Below are 16,135 nucleotides of genomic sequence, written 5' to 3'. Positions count from 1 at the left end.
GATCAATGGCATCGAAACGATAAAAGCACAGAAACAAACGATGATCAGCGCGCTTCGCCAATATCAATCAAAAACCATCACGTAATCACACCCACCTGCCACGGCACGAACTCGTTCTGCCCGTAACCGTGCGCTTCGCTCTTCGATGGAACCCCCGACGCGCAGTCCAGCATCATCTGGAAAATGGCTTCTCCAAGCTGATCGATGGATGCCGTTCCGTCGACAACCCCACCGCAGTTGATATCGATGTCTTCTTCCTGCCGCTCCCACAGCGCCGTGTTCGTGGCGAGTTTGAGCGAAGGCGAGGGCGCGCAGCCGTAAGCCGAGCCACGTCCTGTTGTGAAGCAGATCAGATTCGCACCCGACGCAACCTGGCCTGTGGCCGAGACGGGGTCGTACCCAGGCGAATCCATGAACACAAAACCCTTTGCATCGATAGGTTGAGCGTATTCATAGACCTCCACGAGCTTTGTCGTGCCACCTTTCGCCACCGCGCCAAGCGACTTTTCGAGAATCGTGGTCAAGCCGCCGACCTTGTTCCCGGCAGACGGATTGTTGTCCATCGCCGCACCGTTTCGCGCGCAATAATCCTCCCACCACTTGATGCGCGTCAGCAGTTTTTCGCCGACTTCCCGGCTCACCGCCCGTCGCGTGAGCAGATGTTCAGCGCCGTAGACCTCGGGCGTCTCCGAGAGAATCGCCGTGCCGCCATGCTGAACCAGGCGGTCGACGGCCGCGCCCAGCGCTGGATTCGCCGAGATCCCTGAATAGCCATCCGAGCCCCCGCATTGCAATCCGACCACCAAATGCGACGCCGGCACGGGTTCGCGTTCGACGTGATTGGCATCGGTGAGCAATTCTTTCACCGTCGCGATGCCGCGTTCGATCGTCTTGCGCGTGCCGCCGCTGTCCTGGATCGTGAAGCTGCGCAGTTTCGCGCCATTATCTTTCAGGCCAGCCGAACCGAGGATGCCTGAGATCTGATTCGTCTCGCAGCCCAGGCCGATGAACAGTACCGAATGAAAGTTCGGATGGACGGCGTAACCCGCGAGGGTACGACGCAGGATCACGATGCCGTCGCCGAGAGAATCGATGCCGCAGCCCAGTCCATGCGTCAACGCAATCACGCCATCCACGTTCGGATAATCGGCGAGCGCTTCAGGACGGACATCGCGGCGAAAGTGATCGGCGATAGCCCTTGCCACCGTGGCCGAACAGTTCACACTCGTTAGGATACCGATGTAATTGCGCGTGGCCACACGACCGTCGTCGCGACGAATACCCATGAATGTGGCGGGTTTATCAGCGAAATGGGTTTCGCGAATATCGACGCCGAACTCGTGCTCGCGCTCGAAATTCGCCATGCCGAGGTTGTGGACATGAACGTGCTGGCCGCGCGAGATGGCATTCAGTGCCACCCCGATGATCTGGTTGTAGCGCCGTACGGCTTCACCTTTGGCGATGTCGCGCGTCGCTATCTTGTGGCCCGGCGGAATCAGCCCGCTCACCACAAGCGGCTCGACTTCAGACGTAATGCGCGCGCCCGACATGAGCTGGCGCGTCGCGATCACGACATCGTCGTTGGGATGAAGGCGGATAACGGTGTGATCGATAGGCATGGTAAGTATTCCTCAGGACAGCGCCGCGATAAGCCGCCGCTGGTCGATATTCAAGCCGAGTTGATGCGCGAGCTCGACAGCCTGTTTGAAACGGCGCTGTTTTTTCTCTGTGTGGTTACGCGCGATGTCGGAGAGCCGGTGATCCAGGAACGGATTTTCGAAACGGTCCCGGACATCGACGAGATAGGCGCGTGCGGCGTCGTGCTCGCCGAGGGCATCGAAGATGGGCAGCACTTCGTCGCGCCATGTCGATTCCAATGTCGTACGCCACGCTTCGTGGCGCATGGCGTCGCGGACGTTGGTATCGGCGGCGGCAGGATCTGCGAGCCAGAGTTCCGCGAGCATCGTATGGCCGAGGTTGAGCAGCAGAAGTTTGAGGCGCTCGTAGTGGGCGAGATCGTCGGTGAGGACGATGTCCTCGTGCTCGCATGGAAGGACCATGCCGGGTTGGCGTTCAATTGCCCATAACGCGTAGGGCTCGGCAATTGCGCCAACGGGATGTATCGGCTCGGAGACAATGCGGTCGACCAGCGAATTTACCCAGATGCAATCGTGTTGCAGATAGCGGATGAACGCGTCGTCTGCTCGCCATTGCTTCGCCATGCCGATAACCAGGTCGCGCAATGTGTCGCCGTTACGCGATACCAGTTCGCAAGGCAGCAAGGTCATCGGCTCGGCGCTCGCGATAAACCGGTCGTGTAGCAAGAGCGCCAGCTTGGCGGGAAAACCGCGCGGGACGGAGTTTTCGTCAAGGCTTCGCGCGATGTCGTCTTCAAAGGAGGCGTAGCCGGTATCGCCGGTGTTCGACACGATCACCTTGACGTCGTGCCGCACGCGCTCACGTAGCGTCGGCCAGTCATCGGCGGCGTTGAGGGCTTCGGTGATCGCGTCGCATTGAACAGTGACGTCGACGGTCGCCGTGCCTTGCCGGCCGCGAATCCGCACCGGGTACACGCTTGAGGCGCGCAACGCATCTATCCGCGCCCGGCTCGGAGCATTCGATGTGCTCTGCACGACGGTAATCCGTCCCAGCGCCTGAGACGGCTCACGTCGCGCAGCCTCCGCAACGAACAAATCGACGTGCGCCTGGAGAAAGCGGCTCGTGCCGAACTGGAGAATCGGATTGCTCATCGTCTATACGGTCGTGTCAGCACTCGACCAGTGCTTTAATGACGCCCGCGGACGGGTCGAGCAGTTTGGAAAATTCGCTCGGCAAATCACTCAGCTTGAGCGTGTGCGTGTTCAGCGCCGCCGTGGGAATGAATCCCGCTCGCATGGCCTTCAGCACGGTTTCGAAGTCGTCCGGCGTGGCGTTACGGCTCGCGAGCAGGGTCGTCTCGCGTTTGTGAAACTCGGGATCGGCGAAGGAGATTCGGTCACTAACAATCGATATCAGCACGTATTTTCCGCCATGTGCGACGAATTCCAGGCCGCGCTCCATCGCTTTCACGTTGCCAGTGGCGTCGAAGACGATATCGAAAAACTCGTTGCCCGTGAGTTCCGCAAGCTGTTTTGCATCCGCGGCGGCGCCGGTTGTATCCAGGCGCACGACATGGTCGGCGTTCAGCAGCGTCTCGCAGAATCGCAGCCGGTCCTCGCGGCCATCGAGCACGGTGACTTCGGCGCCGCGCAGCTTGGCGAAGATCAACGCAGCCATTCCAATCGGCCCGGTGCCGACCACCAGCGCACGCTGTTTCGGCTGCACATCGGCTCGCGCGACAGCGTGCGCCCCGATGGCCAGGAATTCGATCATCGCGGCTTGATCGAGCGTCACGCCGTCGGCTTTGAACACAAACGCCTGCGGCACGGCGAGTTGCTCGACGAGGCCGCCATCGGTATGAACACCCAGGACGCGAATATTCATGCAGCAATTCGGTTTTTTAGCCCGGCACGCGATACATTTCCCACACGCAAGATAGGGCATCACGTAAACCTGATCGCCCTTCTCCACGCGAGCACCGTCCGGCGCGGATTCCACGATCCCCGACAACTCGTGCCCCATCACCCGCGGATACGATAGATACGGCTGATTCCCGGTATAGATATGCAAGTCCGTACCGCACACGCCGACACGTTTGATGCGGATCAGAACGTCGTCGATACCGGGTTCAGGCGATGGGCGATCAATCAGGACGAGCGAGCCGGGTTGTTCGCAGATGACAGTTTTCATGGGAATAGGATGATTTTTTGGCCTTACCAGAGCGCATGTTAGTTTCCTAAAACGGAATTGGTCAAGCCAATTAGCGCCGGCTAGGGGTTTGGCCTGACCATCGGGGCATCGTTGTTTAGAATTCAGCCTTTCCGCCGATCCGACCCGCCTGCCCAGATAAGGAGCCTTCGTGGCTGTCAAACCCGTTGAGACGCGTCGTCTCTACCTTCAGATCGCCGATAAACTCCGCGCGCGGATCGAAGAACAAGGCTTCGCGCCGAACGGCCGCTTGCCGTCCGAGCGTGAGCTGGCGCTGATGCTCGGCGTGTCGAGGCCGTCGGTGAGAGAGGCGCTGGTGGCGCTGGAGCTGGAAGGGCGCGTGGAAATCCGGATGGGATCGGGCGTCTATATCTGTGCGGCGCCCGCGTCCGGATCGCGCCCGAATCCGCCGCCGGGAACGGAATTCGGCGAAAGTCTGCTCGAAATCATGACCGCGCGAATGGTGATCGAAGGGGCGATAGCGGCGAATGTTGCTGCGTTCGGCAAACCGAAGGCGCTCAAGGCGCTGCGCGAGATCTACGAAAGCATGGCGCGGGAAGTGGCGGACGGGCAAATTCCGCTGGCGGCGGACCGCGCGTTTCATTTAGCCGTCGCGCAGATGTCAGGAAACGATGTGCTGGTGCGCACGGTAGCGGGTCTTTTCGATGAACGGCATAGCCCGCTGTCATCCAAACTGCGCGTGCATTTTGAGGGGGAGGAAACCTGGGTGGCCGCGTTAAGCGAGCATAAGGACATACTGGACGCGCTCGAAGCGCGCGATGCCATTCAGGCCCAAGCGTCGATGCAGCGCCATTTGAAGGCGTCGTATGAGCGGCTGATGACGCGCCGCAAGCATTGAAAATATTGCATCAAGCCAGTCCGCAATCAACCCGGACTGGCCGCCGAACTACGTACAACCAGTATGCAAGCAACCGTTCAACCAGGATAAGCCTCGTCCACTTTCAGCCCGGCGAGCTTGAAGATTACGCGCAGCGTCTGCGGCGCAATCTCGCGCCGCGAGGCGAGGGTTGTCAACACGAAATCCATCACTTTCGCGTACTTGAGCATGGTCAGGCACGTTTCCATGTCGGTGGTGCCGTCGCGCATGACTTCCGCGAGCCGCAACATTTCGCCGGAAATTTCTCGGGCCATTTCGAGTTCAAGTTGCTGTTTTTCGCTCCACTCGGGCATTGACGTGAGCTTTGCAAGCATTTCCTGAAACTGCTGTTCGGCTTTACTGTCTCGGATTGGGTCCATCGCCGTCCTCATTTTGTTCGCGCGTTCCCCGTGGGAACACGCCGTGTGCGTTAGGTGTTACGTAACAGGCCGTGCGTCGACGTTCGCCGGTGTGTTTCACTGGCATGGCCTCGCGCGTTGCGGAGGTCATTGATTGGTCGCGCCTGCCTTGCTACCAGGGGTCCTGCTATAAAAGTCGCGGCCTTGTGCCGCCGTAATATCCGTCCATCCCGTTGGTTGCCCCGTTCTAAATGCACGAAATGTTCCATCAAAAACCGGGGTTCCTCAGTGCCTGTTGAGGAGACTCGAAACCTCCGACAGTTTCCGATGCTGCGTCATGCGGGTGCGTCTATGCGCTTTTGGGTAAACTTGCCGATTTACATCGATACAACCAGCGGTTAGCGCACACTTCGCGCCGAAAATTCCGCGCGACCCTGCCTACAGAATCACTACGGTATCCAGACGATGGCCAAGAAGTCCCGGGCGCCGAACGCGCCCATTGCATCAACGGATTCGTCCGATCAAAAGCCGGAAACATCGGCCAAGCACGACATTCGTCCTGGTCAGTCCCTCGAACTTTTGAAGGAACTGCACATCTTGACGCGCGACGGCAAGATGAATCAAGACAGCCGTCGCAAGTTGAAACAGGTCTATCACCTGTTTCAGTTCATCGAACCTTTGCTTGCGGAAATTCATGCAAAAGAGGGTTCGGTGACGCTGGTCGATCATGGAGCGGGCAAGTCTTACCTTGGCTTCATTCTCTACGATCTCTACTTCAAAGCTCTGCGCGATCGGTCACATATCTTTGGCATTGAGACGCGTTCGGAGCTAGTCGAAAAGTCGGAGGAATTGGCCGCGCGGCTGGGATTTGAGGGTATGTCGTTCGTGAATCTATCGGTGGCCGAATCGATTACGTCAGACCGTTTGCCTGAAACCGTGGATGTTGTCACGGCACTGCATGCATGCAATACCGCCACCGACGACGCGATTCATTTCGCTTTGCAGAAGAAAGCGAAAACCATTGTGGTGGTGCCGTGTTGTCAGGCCGAAGTGGCGTCGGTTCTACGCAAGAACAAAGGGCATTCGCTTTCGAAGAACGTGCTGACGGAGATGTGGAGGCATCCGCTGCATACGCGCGAATTCGGCAGCCAGATCACGAATGTGCTGCGCTGCCTGCAACTGGAATCGCATGGGTACCAGGTCAGCGTGACGGAACTTGTCGGCTGGGAGCACTCGATGAAAAACGAGTTGATCATCGCGCAGTTCAAGGATCTGCCGCGCGGAAAACCGGCGCAGCGTCTGTCCGATGTGCTGGAGACGCTCGGTCTGGAAGAGATGCGCGAGCGGTTCTTTACGACTTGACGTTATGGCTTGACACTTGCGTCGCGTTTCAGATGTTCGAGCCAGCCTGCGTGGCCGAGACGGCGTAGCGTGGCCATGTTGCGCTCGTAGATATCGGCGGCGTCGGGGAATGCTTCCACCGCGCGTTCAATGCTTGCCTCACGCAGCAAATGGAAGATTGGGTACGGCGCGCGGTTCGTGAAATTTTCGATGTCGTCGGGCTCGGCGTCATCGAATTGATAGTTCGGATGAAAGCTCGCGATCTGTAGTTCACCTTCCAGCTTGAGTTGCCTGAGGAGGGTATCGGCGAAATGAAGGGCGTCGTTGTAGTCGGCGAAATCGGCGAGCACGTGCGGGACGATCAACAGCGTTGTATCGGTTTTTTCCGGATCGGTGTCCGCCAGATACTTCAGTTCGGTTTCGATATCGGCGAGCACCTCTTCGAACGTGCGCGCTTCGCTGACGGCGTAGCGGATCTGGTCCTTCACATACACGGATTTGGCAAACGGGCACAGGTTCAGGCCAATGACTGCCCGCGTGAGCCAATTCCGCGTTGAATCGATAATCTTCTCGTTCACAGTTCAATCCTGTCTTCACCGCACGCGGCTTGCACGAGCAACGCGGCCGCGGCGGGCGCTGCGCGCATCGGTCCGCAACCGGGGCCGAACGTCTGACTCGCGGCGTATATGCCCTCTATCAGCAACGCGAGGGAATCGGCGAGAAGTTGAGGGTCGGCCGCGCCCGCCGCAGTCGATAACTCCAGCAGCCGGGCCATCAGATACTGCTTGTTGTGCGCCACCGATACCCGCGCCGGATGCTCGCGATCCGCGAATTCGCAGGCCACGTTCACGAACGGACAGCCGCGATAATCCGGATTCGATGCCCGCTCGACAAGGTCGGTAATGCTCTGCACAAGCGCCTTCGCCGGTTGATCCGGATGCTTCGCGATACTGCGTTCGACCCGTTCCCGAAAACGCGCGTCCATGCGCGTGAGATACGCCACCACCAGATCGTCCTTCGACGAAAACTGCCGGTACACGCTCATCTTGTTCACGCCCGCGCGTTCGACCACAGCGTCCACGCTGATCGCCCGAATGCCGTCGCGATAAAACAGCTGCTCCGCGGCGTCGAGCAATTGCTCCTGCGCGGTGGCGCCGTCCATATGTCGACGGACGGTTTTTTTATCGACGACAGTGTCTTCATTCGATACGCGTAACACGGCATGTCCTTTACTTCTGAAGGGATTCTTGACATGTTACCGAGCAGTCACTAAGCTCGCAACCTAAATGTGACTGGGCGGTAACGTTCGTCGAAACATGGGTCGAAACGCTGTTGCAAGATAACCAGAAGAAACCGGAGCGAAGGATGAATTGGGCAGCCAGACGGCTTTCGGGCCGTATGCATTACGCGTGGATATCGGTAGGGGTCGTGTTTCTTGTGTTGCTCGCGGCGGCCGGTACGCGTGCGACACCCAGCGTCATGATGTTGCCGCTCGAACAGCAATTCGGCTGGAGCCGCGCGACCATTTCCCTCGCGATCTCCATCAACCTGGCGCTGTACGGCCTGACCGGGCCGTTCGCCGCCGCGGCAATGCAGCGCTTCGGCGTGCGCCCCACGGTGCTCGTCGCGCTGGGGACGCTGTCGGCAGGCGTGGCGTTGTCGGCGCTGATGACCGCACCGTGGCAAATGATCCTGGTGTGGGGCGTGCTGGTGGGCGGTGCCACCGGAGTGGCTGCCATGACGCTGGCGGCCACGGTGGTGAATCGCTGGTTCACGACGCATCGCGGACTGGCGATGGGGATTCTCACCGCCAGTTCGGCCACCGGCCAGCTTGTGTTCCTGCCGGTGCTCGCTGCTATTGCGGAGCGTTTCGGGTGGCGTCCAGTGGTGCTGGTCGTCGCGGCGGCTGCGGCGGTGGCGTTGCCCCTGGTGGCGTGGCTGCTGCCGGAGCGTCCCGCCGATCTCGTGCTGCGCCCGTTCGGTGAAGCCGCCGATGCGCCGCCGCCCGTTCCCGTCGCGCAGAAGAATCCGATCAAGCTCGCTTTCGGCACGCTGGGCATGGCGAGCAAGACGCGTGATTTCTGGCTGCTGTCAGGCAGCTTTTTTATCTGCGGCGCGAGTACGAATGGGTATATCGGTACGCATCTGATCGCCATGTGCGCCGATCACGGCATGACCGAAGTGCAGGGCGCGGGTCTTCTCGCTGCCATGGGCATTTTTGATCTCTTCGGCACCACGCTGTCCGGCTGGCTGTCCGACCGCTTCAACGCTCGCGTGCTGCTGTTCTGGTACTACGGCTTGCGCGGGTTGTCGTTGATGTTCCTGCCGCACGCGTTTGGTATCGACTTCTATGGACTGCCGGTCTTCGCGGTGTTCTACGGGCTGGATTGGGTGGCAACCGTGCCGCCGACCGTCCGGCTCGCTACCGATGTCTACGGCAAGGAGTCGGCGCCTATCGTGTTTGGCTGGGTCGTGGCCGCGCATCAGCTCGGCGCGGCGTTCGCGGCGCTTGGCGGCGGCATGCTGCGCGCGAGTCTCGGCACCTACACCGTCGCGACGATGATTTCCGGCAGCCTGTGTATTGTCGCCGCCGTGATGGTCTTGCGGATCAACAGGGCGCCGCGTTCACTACAGGCAGTGGCGACCTGACAGCGGCAGAGAGGCAGAGGCCGCTCGCCGGCATGCCGGTGGCGTTGCGAATTCAATCTCGCAGCGCGGGTTTGCCAGCTTGGTTATTCTTATGGTCTTGCAGCGTGCCTGTGAGCGCACGCTGTCCGGATCAACCAACCAGGGACTGCCGCATGACCGAAAAAATCGCACCTACTGAAGTCGCAATCGATCCGCTGCTGGCCGGCCGCTGGAGCCCGCGGGCGATATCGAACAAGGCGGTAAGCCGCGAGCAATTGCATAGCGTGCTGGAGGCCGCGCGCTGGGCGCCGTCTTCGTACAACATGCAGCCGTGGCGTTTCCTGACCTTCGATCGTAACCACGATGAAGCCGCTTTCCAGAAGGCTTTCGCCACGCTGGTGCCGTTCAACCAGGGCTGGAACGCGAACGTACCCGTGCTGATTTGCGTGCTGGCGAAGACCTTGACGCCTAAGGGCGATGTGAACCGCGTGGCTCCGTACGATGCGGGCGCGGCGGGTTTGTCGCTGACGCTCCAGGCTCACGCGCTCGGTCTGGTCGCGCACCAAATGGCCGGTTTCGATACCAACGCGTTCCGCGAGGCTTTCTCGCCGCCGGACGATGTAGAAGTGATCGCGATGATCGCGCTGGGACATCACGGCGATCCCGCCTTGCTCGACGAAGTTTTGCTGGAGCGTGAAAACGCACCGCGCTCGCGCGCGCCGATTGGCGAAATCGCGTTCGATGGCGCTTGGGGCAAGGCGTTCAAATAAGCGGTTTGAGCAAGCTGCACATGCTGGACAAGCGCGGTTGTCGGATAGGATCCGAATCGATTGCCGCGAAGTCCCTGAATCCCCGAAGCTCGACGTTTCGGGGATTTTTTATTTTTGGCTACAGGAACGCGCAGGAAACGCTCAATCCCCCTCCGCCGATGACAACGGCCGGGCCACGTCCTCCAGCGACTTGCGTTCCGCCGATACCCCCCAGATTCCCGCGACAACCGCCGCCAGCACCATCAGCGCAGAGCCGATCAGATAGCCCACAAACACCGCGCCGCGCTGATGTGTGTCTATCAACCGGCCGAACAACGCCGGCCCCACAATGCCGCCCAGCGCCGTCCCGAAGGCATAGAAAATCGCGATGGCCAGCGCTCGAATCTCGAGGGGAAAGGTTTCGCTGACGGTGAGATACGCCGAACTCGCCGCCGACGATGCAAAGAAGAAGATCACCATCCAGGAAATAGTCTGCGTGGTGCTCGTCAGCCAACCCTGTTCGAACATATATCCGCTGATAGTCAGCAAAATCCCCGACATGGCGTAGGTGAAGGCGATCATCTTGCGCCGGCCGAGGACATCGAAGAGTTTGCCGAGCATGATCGGCCCGAGGAAGTTGCCGGCGGCAAACGGCAACACATACCAGCCGATGTGATCCCCCGGTACACCGTAGAAATCGGTCAGCACCAGCGCGTAGGTGAAAAAGATCGCGTTATAGAAAAACGCCTGGGCGGTCATCAACGTCAATCCGACCAGGGAGCGCTGCCGATGCGAATGGAACAGCGAGTGGAACACTTCCCTGAGTTTCGTGTGATCGCGGGCGTGCAGACGCAGTGGTTTGACGGGATCGGCGGGCAATGTCACGCCATGTTCGCGAAACTTCGCCTCGATGTCCTCCACAATTTCCTTCGCCTCATCCACGCGATCGTGCGTGATCAGCCAGCGCGGACTTTCGGGCACCCACATGCGCATGAAAAGGATCAGCAATCCCAGGATTGCGCCGATCAGAAAACACGCCCGCCAGCCGTAATCGGGCGGCAGCAAGCCTGGATCGAGCAACACGATCGAACCCGCCGCGCCCAGTCCCGCGCCCACCCAGAAAGTGCCGTTGATCGCCAAGTCCGTCCAGCCGCGCACGCGGGCGGGGGTGAACTCCTGGATCGTGGAATTGATCGCTGTGTATTCGCCCCCGATCCCCGCGCCGGTGAGAAAGCGGAACAGCACAAAACTCGCGAGATTCCATGAAACGGCCGTGGCCGCCGTGGCCGCCACGTACAAAAACAGCGTGATGAAGAAGAGCTTGCGACGCCCAAGCCGGTCCGTAAGCCAGCCGAAACCCAGCGCGCCGATCACCGCACCCGCAATGTAGGCGCTACCGGCGAACCCGACATCGGCGTTCGAAAACTTCAGCACGTGACTGGTTTTCAACGCGCTGGCCACTGCGCCTGCGAGCGTCACTTCAAGCCCGTCGAGCAGCCACGTGATTCCGAGCGCCAGCACGATCAGCGTATGAAAGCGGCCCCACGGCAGCCGATCGAGCCTTCCGGGCAGATCGGTTTCAATGATCCTCGCCGGCGCTTCCTTTTCTCCTTCAATCGTGCGGATGGTCGTAGCGTCATTCATGCGTTTGGCCTATGACGTGGAAATAACCGGCTGCACGCGCCTCCGGCAGAGCATTAATTACCGGGTTTTCGAGCAAAATCCATTCCCCCGGCCATGTTTTTGATTGGTTGTTGATGTACTGCGCGTTACGTGCTAAAAACGCGCTCCACTTTTTGTTTGCGACGTCGGCCGCGTTCACGCTGCCGTCGCTCACCTCATGACCTATTGCGCGATCGATTTCGGCACGTCGAATTCAGCGGTCGCATTGCCCGACGGGGCATCGATCCGGCTCGCGCCGGTCGAAGGCAGCGCCACCACGCTGCCGACCGCTGTCTTTTTCAACACGGACGAGGACGAGCAGGCCTACGGGCGTGCCGCGCTCGAGTCTTACATCGACGGCTTCGACGGCCGCCTGATGCGCTCCATGAAGAGCATTCTCGGCTCGCCGCTGGCTGAGACGAGTACGGACCTGGGCGATGGTTCCGCCATCCGCTACGTCGACGTCATCACGCTGTTCCTGCAGCATCTGAAGCAGAAGGCGCAGGCCATTTCCAGCACGCCGATCACGCGGGCGGTGCTGGGCCGCCCGGTATTTTTCGTCGATGACGATCCGCGCGCCGATCAGCTCGCCCAGAACCAGCTTCAGGCAGCGGCGCAAGCCATTGGTCTGACGGATATCCACTTTCAGTACGAACCGATTGCCGCCGCTTTCGACTACGAAGCGCGCCTGACGAAGGAAGGGCTGGTGCTGGTCGCGGATATTGGCGGCGGCACGTCAGATTTTTCGCTGGTGCGGGTCGGGCCGGCGCGCGCCAAGCTGTTGTCGCGAAAAGACGACGTGCTCGCGCATTACGGCGTCCACGTGGCCGGAACGGATTTCGACCGCCGTGTGGAGCTCGCGACGATCCTTCGCGAACTCGGCTATCAGTCGATAGCGCCGGAAGGCCGCGAAGTGCCGAACCGCGTCTATTTCGACTTGGCGACCTGGCATCTGATCAACACCGTTTACGGGCCGAAACGCGTCAACGAGCTGCAATTGATGCGGCATCTCTATAGCGACTCAAAGCACCATGACCGCCTGATGCGCGTGGTCGAGCGCCGTCTTGGACATGCGCTGGCGTCACACGCGGAGGCCGCGAAGATCGAAGTGGCGGCGGGCGGTGAGACCACTATCGGGATGGAGGAGGTGGAAGAGGCGCTGCGTATCGGGTTCAACGAACAGCAGCTCATCGACGCGGGCCTGGAAGAGACGCGGCGGATCGTGGCGGCAGCGCGGGAAACGGTGCACCGCGCGGGCGTTGCGCCCCAGGATGTGGGCGCGATCTACTTCACCGGCGGATCGACCGGTCTGGGTTTTCTCTCGCAATCGCTCTCCAATGCGTTCCCGGAGGCTGAAGCCGTGTTTGGCGACCGGCTAGCCAGCGTGGCGACCGGGCTCGGTATTTATGCACGCCGGCTATTCGGCTGATCGGTAAGTGAACGATGACTGAGTTTTCGTAGATCGGTATTACTTGCTATCACCGTCCGGTCAGTCATTTAAAGTAATTTCTCATTAATTACTGATAAACCCGCGATGCAAAAAGAAAACCCCGCAAATGCGGGGTTTTCTCTGCTATTCAAACGGCAATAAAACTCAGGCCGGCTTGATGTTGGCAGCTTGCTTACCCTTCGGGCCTGTCTTCACTTCGAAGCTTACCTTCTGGTTTTCCTGAAGCGTCTTGAAGCCTTCCACGCGAATTTCAGAGAAATGTGCGAACAGGTCTTCGCCGCCGCCGTCCGGCGTGATGAAGCCAAAGCCCTTTGCGTCATTGAACCACTTGACGGTACCGGTTTCCATGTTACTTGTTCCTAAAGATGTTGAATAAGGCCGAAGCCCGAATGTGCATGAAAATCAAGGAAGGGGCAATGGGACAACCGGAGTACCGTGATGGGCGAACTACGAAAGACCAATTCACTCGCCACTTGAAATCCTGCAAGAAGGTTTATACGGCGAATCAAACCCAAGGTCAAATAATATCCGACTGTAAACCGGGGTTTTTTGAGATGTTTTCGCGACATCCTAACGTCATATTACAAATCTTTCGATCGATGTTTTCTGCTTGAGTCGGACTCGTCCAAACCTCAGTCGTAACAGATAGAGCGTTATGCCGGCACACCCGTTAAACTACGCGCCACGTTGGGGCAGGGCATGAATATAGGCTCTGGCTCCGTATTATCCCGCATAAGGTATTTGAAAGTTTTCTGACTGAAGGAGATGGTGTGAAAAGTTCTATTCAACGGAACATTGGGCCGGTTGCGCTGCTGCTAACCGGTCTGGGCTCCATCATTGGTTCGGGCTGGTTATTCGGCGCCTGGAAAGCAGCCAAGATTGCAGGTCCGGCGGCTATCGTCGCATGGGTTATTGGTGCTGTCGTCATACTTGCCATTGCTCTGACTTATGCGGAACTCGGCGCAATGTTCCCGGAGTCTGGCGGAATGGTCCGGTATGCACGCTATTCACATGGCGCGCTGGTTGGATTCGTCAGTGCCTGGGCAAACTGGATTGCGATCGTTTCGGTGATTCCGATTGAAGCGGAAGCATCGATTCAATATATGAGTACCTGGCCATATCAATGGGCCCATGCACTTTTTGTCGATGGATCGTTAACGCCGGTCGGACTCGGTTTATCGGCATTATTAGTGATCGTATATTTCCTCCTGAATTACTGGGGCGTTAAATTATTCGCCCGCGCCAATTCCGCTATTACCGTATTCAAGTTCATTATTCCCGGTGCGACCATTCTCGGTCTTATGCTGACCGGTTTTCATAGCGAGAACTTTGGTACGAGTTCGAGTTTCGCGCCTTACGGCTGGTCCGCAGTCCTGACTGCGGTTGCTACCAGCGGAATCGTATTCAGCTTTAACGGTTTTCAGAGTCCGGTGAATCTCGCTGGAGAAGCGCGTAATCCGTCGAAGAGTATTCCATTCGCCGTGATCGGCTCGATCCTGCTCGCACTCGTGATTTATGTATTGTTGCAAGTGGCGTATATCGGCGCGGTCAGTCCTGGCGACGTGTTGAAAGGCTGGGGCCAATTCAACTTCGCATCGCCATTCGCGGAACTCGCGCTGGCGCTTAACCTCAACTGGCTCGCGTTTCTCCTTTACGTCGATGCATTTGTCAGCCCGAGCGGTACCGGCACGACCTACATGGCGACCACCTCGCGCATGATTTACGCAATGGAGCGCAACAACACGCTGCCGAAGATCCTGGGCTACGTCCATCCGCTCTACGGTGTCCCGCGCCCGGCAATGTTCTTCAACCTCGGCGTCGCGTTCGTCTTCATGTTCTTCTTCCGCGGCTGGAGCTCGCTGGCGGCGGTGATTTCGGTCGCGACCGTGATTTCGTACCTGACCGGCCCGGTGAGCCTGATGGCGTTGCGCCGCGCGGCCACGGACCTGCATCGGCCGCTGATGATCAAAGGCATGAGCATCATCGCGCCGTTCGCATTCGTATGCGCGTCCGAGGTGTTGTATTGGGCCAAGTGGCCGCTGACCGGCGAAATCATCCTGTTGATGGTGGTCGCGTTGCCGGTGTATTTCTACTATCAGTTCAAGACGGGTTTCCACGAGTGGGGCGATGACTTGAAGGCGGCGTGGTGGCTGATCGTGTATTTGCCCGCGATGGCCCTTGTTTCGCTCATCGGCAGCAAGGAATTCGGCGGACGCGGATTATTGCCGTACGGCTGGGACATGGCGTTGGTGGCCGTCATGGCGCTGGCGTTTTATTATTGGGGCGTGCAAACCGGGTATCGGACCAAATATCTCGATGAACGCGAAAGCGATGAAGATATCCTCGCCGAAGTCGGTGCGTGATAGCCGGCTCGTAAAACCCCGCTATCTCAATTAAAAAAACCCGCTTGAGCAATCAAGCGGGTTTTTTATTTCTGTTCGTGGCAAATCGCCGCATTTTGTGGGGATTCAGGCGTCGCTGAAAACGTAATTTGTCATGGCCAACGTTTTCTGAAATGTACCGAGCGACTGAATACCGAGTTCGAAATCATCGCCAGCGGCTCCTAGCGCGCCGAAAATCGGCAGCAAATGTTCGTCGGTCGGATGCATCAGCACCGCGTGCGGCGCCTGCTTCCGATAGTCCAGCAAGGCTTCGATATCCCGTTTCTCCAGCCGATCCTCAAACCAGTCCGTGAATTCGGTCACACGCGGGTCGGCGTCTTCCGGCCGCGCGCTGAAATCTGCGGTCCGCAGATTGTGCGTGATCTGTCCCGAGCCCACGATCATCACGCCGTCGTCCCTTAGTGCTCGCAACGCGCGGCCCACGTGATAGTGGTGAGCCGGATCGAGACGCGGCTGGATGGATAGCTGCGCGACCGGAATCCCCGCGTCAGGAAACATCAGCAGCAGTGGCACCCAGGCGCCGTGGTCAAGCCCGTGTTCAGTGATCGCCGACGGAATGCCCGCTTGGGTCAGCAGCGTCGCGGCTTGCTTGCCGAGTTCCGGCGCACCCGGCGCGCGGTACTGAATCTCGTAAAGGGCGCGTGGAAAACCATAGAAGTCGTGGATAGTCTCGGGTTGCTCAGCGATGCTTGCAACCGGCTGTGCCGTGCCCCAGTGCGCCGAAAGCATGAGGATCGAACGCGGGCGCTCGAAGCGCGTCGCAAACGAGGCGAATTCGGCGGAAGGCATCGACGGGTCGATGGGCAGCGTTGGTGCGCCGTGGGAAATGAAAACGGTCGGAAGGCGGGTCATGGCAGCGA

Annotated in this window: 16 protein-coding genes; 6 read left to right on the top strand and 10 right to left on the bottom strand. The window is 59.2% G+C overall.

Features of this window, described 5'->3' with window-relative positions; all coding sequences use genetic code 11:
- Nucleotides 1-77: 77 nt before the first annotated feature.
- From ACSQ8V_RS16285 to ACSQ8V_RS16275, 3 genes are read right to left on the bottom strand one after another with little or no spacing between them, the layout of a single operon-like run.
- A complete protein-coding gene (locus ACSQ8V_RS16285) occupies nucleotides 78-1,619 on the bottom strand; it encodes a UxaA family hydrolase (RefSeq protein ID WP_436206361.1) in 1,542 nt (513 codons plus the stop codon).
- 12 nt (nucleotides 1,620-1,631) lie between these two features.
- Nucleotides 1,632-2,750 (bottom strand): mannitol dehydrogenase family protein, encoded by a 1,119-nt coding sequence (locus ACSQ8V_RS16280; RefSeq protein WP_436206360.1) that lies wholly within the window; start codon nucleotides 2,748-2,750, stop codon nucleotides 1,632-1,634.
- Nucleotides 2,751-2,766: 16 nt separating this feature from the next.
- Entirely contained in the window at nucleotides 2,767-3,789 is a 1,023-nt protein-coding gene (locus ACSQ8V_RS16275; protein ID WP_436206359.1) for a zinc-binding alcohol dehydrogenase family protein, read from the bottom strand.
- Nucleotides 3,790-3,958: 169 nt separating this feature from the next.
- On the opposite strand from ACSQ8V_RS16275, the gene ACSQ8V_RS16270 reads away from it, so the two are divergent.
- Nucleotides 3,959-4,666 (top strand): FadR/GntR family transcriptional regulator, encoded by a 708-nt coding sequence (locus ACSQ8V_RS16270; protein ID WP_436206358.1) that lies wholly within the window; start codon nucleotides 3,959-3,961, stop codon nucleotides 4,664-4,666.
- A 77-nt stretch (nucleotides 4,667-4,743) separates the two neighbouring features.
- Here the strand turns inward: ACSQ8V_RS16270 and ACSQ8V_RS16265 are convergent, their stop codons facing one another.
- Nucleotides 4,744-5,064, bottom strand: coding sequence for a hypothetical protein (locus ACSQ8V_RS16265; RefSeq protein WP_031362147.1), 321 nt, complete (start codon nucleotides 5,062-5,064; stop codon nucleotides 4,744-4,746).
- 444 nt (nucleotides 5,065-5,508) lie between these two features.
- Here ACSQ8V_RS16265 and ACSQ8V_RS16260 point away from each other — a divergent pair, with 444 nt between their 5' ends.
- Nucleotides 5,509-6,405 carry a class I SAM-dependent methyltransferase gene (locus ACSQ8V_RS16260; protein ID WP_436206357.1) on the top strand — a complete coding sequence of 299 codons (897 nt, stop codon included), beginning with the start codon at nucleotides 5,509-5,511 and terminating at the stop codon, nucleotides 6,403-6,405.
- Nucleotides 6,406-6,407: 2 nt separating this feature from the next.
- On the opposite strand, the gene ACSQ8V_RS16255 is transcribed toward ACSQ8V_RS16260, so the two are convergent.
- Both ACSQ8V_RS16255 and ACSQ8V_RS16250 read right to left on the bottom strand, forming a co-directional pair.
- Nucleotides 6,408-6,962, bottom strand: coding sequence for a DUF1415 domain-containing protein (locus tag ACSQ8V_RS16255; protein WP_436206356.1), 555 nt, complete (start codon nucleotides 6,960-6,962; stop codon nucleotides 6,408-6,410).
- On the bottom strand, nucleotides 6,959-7,546 hold the full coding sequence (locus ACSQ8V_RS16250) for a TetR/AcrR family transcriptional regulator (protein WP_436183206.1): 588 nt from the start codon (nucleotides 7,544-7,546) through the stop codon (nucleotides 6,959-6,961). The genes ACSQ8V_RS16255 and ACSQ8V_RS16250 overlap by 4 nt, the downstream gene beginning before the upstream one ends.
- Nucleotides 7,547-7,749: 203 nt before the next feature.
- Between ACSQ8V_RS16250 and ACSQ8V_RS16245 the strand changes: the two genes are divergently transcribed.
- Both ACSQ8V_RS16245 and ACSQ8V_RS16240 read left to right on the top strand, forming a co-directional pair.
- Nucleotides 7,750-9,033, top strand: a complete 1,284-nt coding sequence (locus tag ACSQ8V_RS16245) for an MFS transporter (protein ID WP_436206355.1) — start codon at nucleotides 7,750-7,752, stop codon at nucleotides 9,031-9,033.
- A gap of 152 nt (nucleotides 9,034-9,185) precedes the next feature.
- Nucleotides 9,186-9,782 carry a nitroreductase family protein gene (locus ACSQ8V_RS16240; RefSeq protein ID WP_213768465.1) on the top strand — a complete coding sequence of 199 codons (597 nt, stop codon included), beginning with the start codon at nucleotides 9,186-9,188 and terminating at the stop codon, nucleotides 9,780-9,782.
- A 141-nt stretch (nucleotides 9,783-9,923) separates the two neighbouring features.
- Here the strand turns inward: ACSQ8V_RS16240 and ACSQ8V_RS16235 are convergent, their stop codons facing one another.
- On the bottom strand, nucleotides 9,924-11,405 hold the full coding sequence (locus tag ACSQ8V_RS16235; protein WP_436206354.1) for an MFS transporter: 1,482 nt from the start codon (nucleotides 11,403-11,405) through the stop codon (nucleotides 9,924-9,926).
- Nucleotides 11,398-11,598 carry a hypothetical protein gene (locus ACSQ8V_RS16230; RefSeq protein ID WP_213768467.1) on the bottom strand — a complete coding sequence of 67 codons (201 nt, stop codon included), beginning with the start codon at nucleotides 11,596-11,598 and terminating at the stop codon, nucleotides 11,398-11,400. The genes ACSQ8V_RS16235 and ACSQ8V_RS16230 overlap by 8 nt, the downstream gene beginning before the upstream one ends.
- Nucleotides 11,599-11,601: 3 nt before the next feature.
- Between ACSQ8V_RS16230 and ACSQ8V_RS16225 the strand changes: the two genes are divergently transcribed.
- Nucleotides 11,602-12,852 carry an Hsp70 family protein gene (locus ACSQ8V_RS16225; RefSeq protein WP_436206353.1) on the top strand — a complete coding sequence of 417 codons (1,251 nt, stop codon included), beginning with the start codon at nucleotides 11,602-11,604 and terminating at the stop codon, nucleotides 12,850-12,852.
- 165 nt (nucleotides 12,853-13,017) lie between these two features.
- Here ACSQ8V_RS16225 and ACSQ8V_RS16220 read toward each other — a convergent pair whose 3' ends face one another.
- On the bottom strand, nucleotides 13,018-13,221 hold the full coding sequence (locus ACSQ8V_RS16220) for a cold-shock protein (RefSeq protein WP_158937752.1): 204 nt from the start codon (nucleotides 13,219-13,221) through the stop codon (nucleotides 13,018-13,020).
- A 422-nt stretch (nucleotides 13,222-13,643) separates the two neighbouring features.
- On the opposite strand from ACSQ8V_RS16220, the gene ACSQ8V_RS16215 reads away from it, so the two are divergent.
- Complete coding sequence (locus ACSQ8V_RS16215) at nucleotides 13,644-15,236, top strand: APC family permease (protein ID WP_213768469.1); 1,593 nt, start codon at nucleotides 13,644-13,646, stop codon at nucleotides 15,234-15,236.
- Nucleotides 15,237-15,341: 105 nt separating this feature from the next.
- Here the strand turns inward: ACSQ8V_RS16215 and ACSQ8V_RS16210 are convergent, their stop codons facing one another.
- Entirely contained in the window at nucleotides 15,342-16,127 is a 786-nt protein-coding gene (locus ACSQ8V_RS16210; protein WP_436206352.1) for a DODA-type extradiol aromatic ring-opening family dioxygenase, read from the bottom strand.
- Nucleotides 16,128-16,135: the final 8 nt, after the last annotated feature.

Source organism: Caballeronia sp. LjRoot31 (assembly GCF_964253885.1).
Classification (GTDB): Bacteria; Pseudomonadota; Gammaproteobacteria; order Burkholderiales; family Burkholderiaceae; genus Caballeronia.
This window is presented reverse-complemented; position numbering and strand designations above follow the sequence as displayed.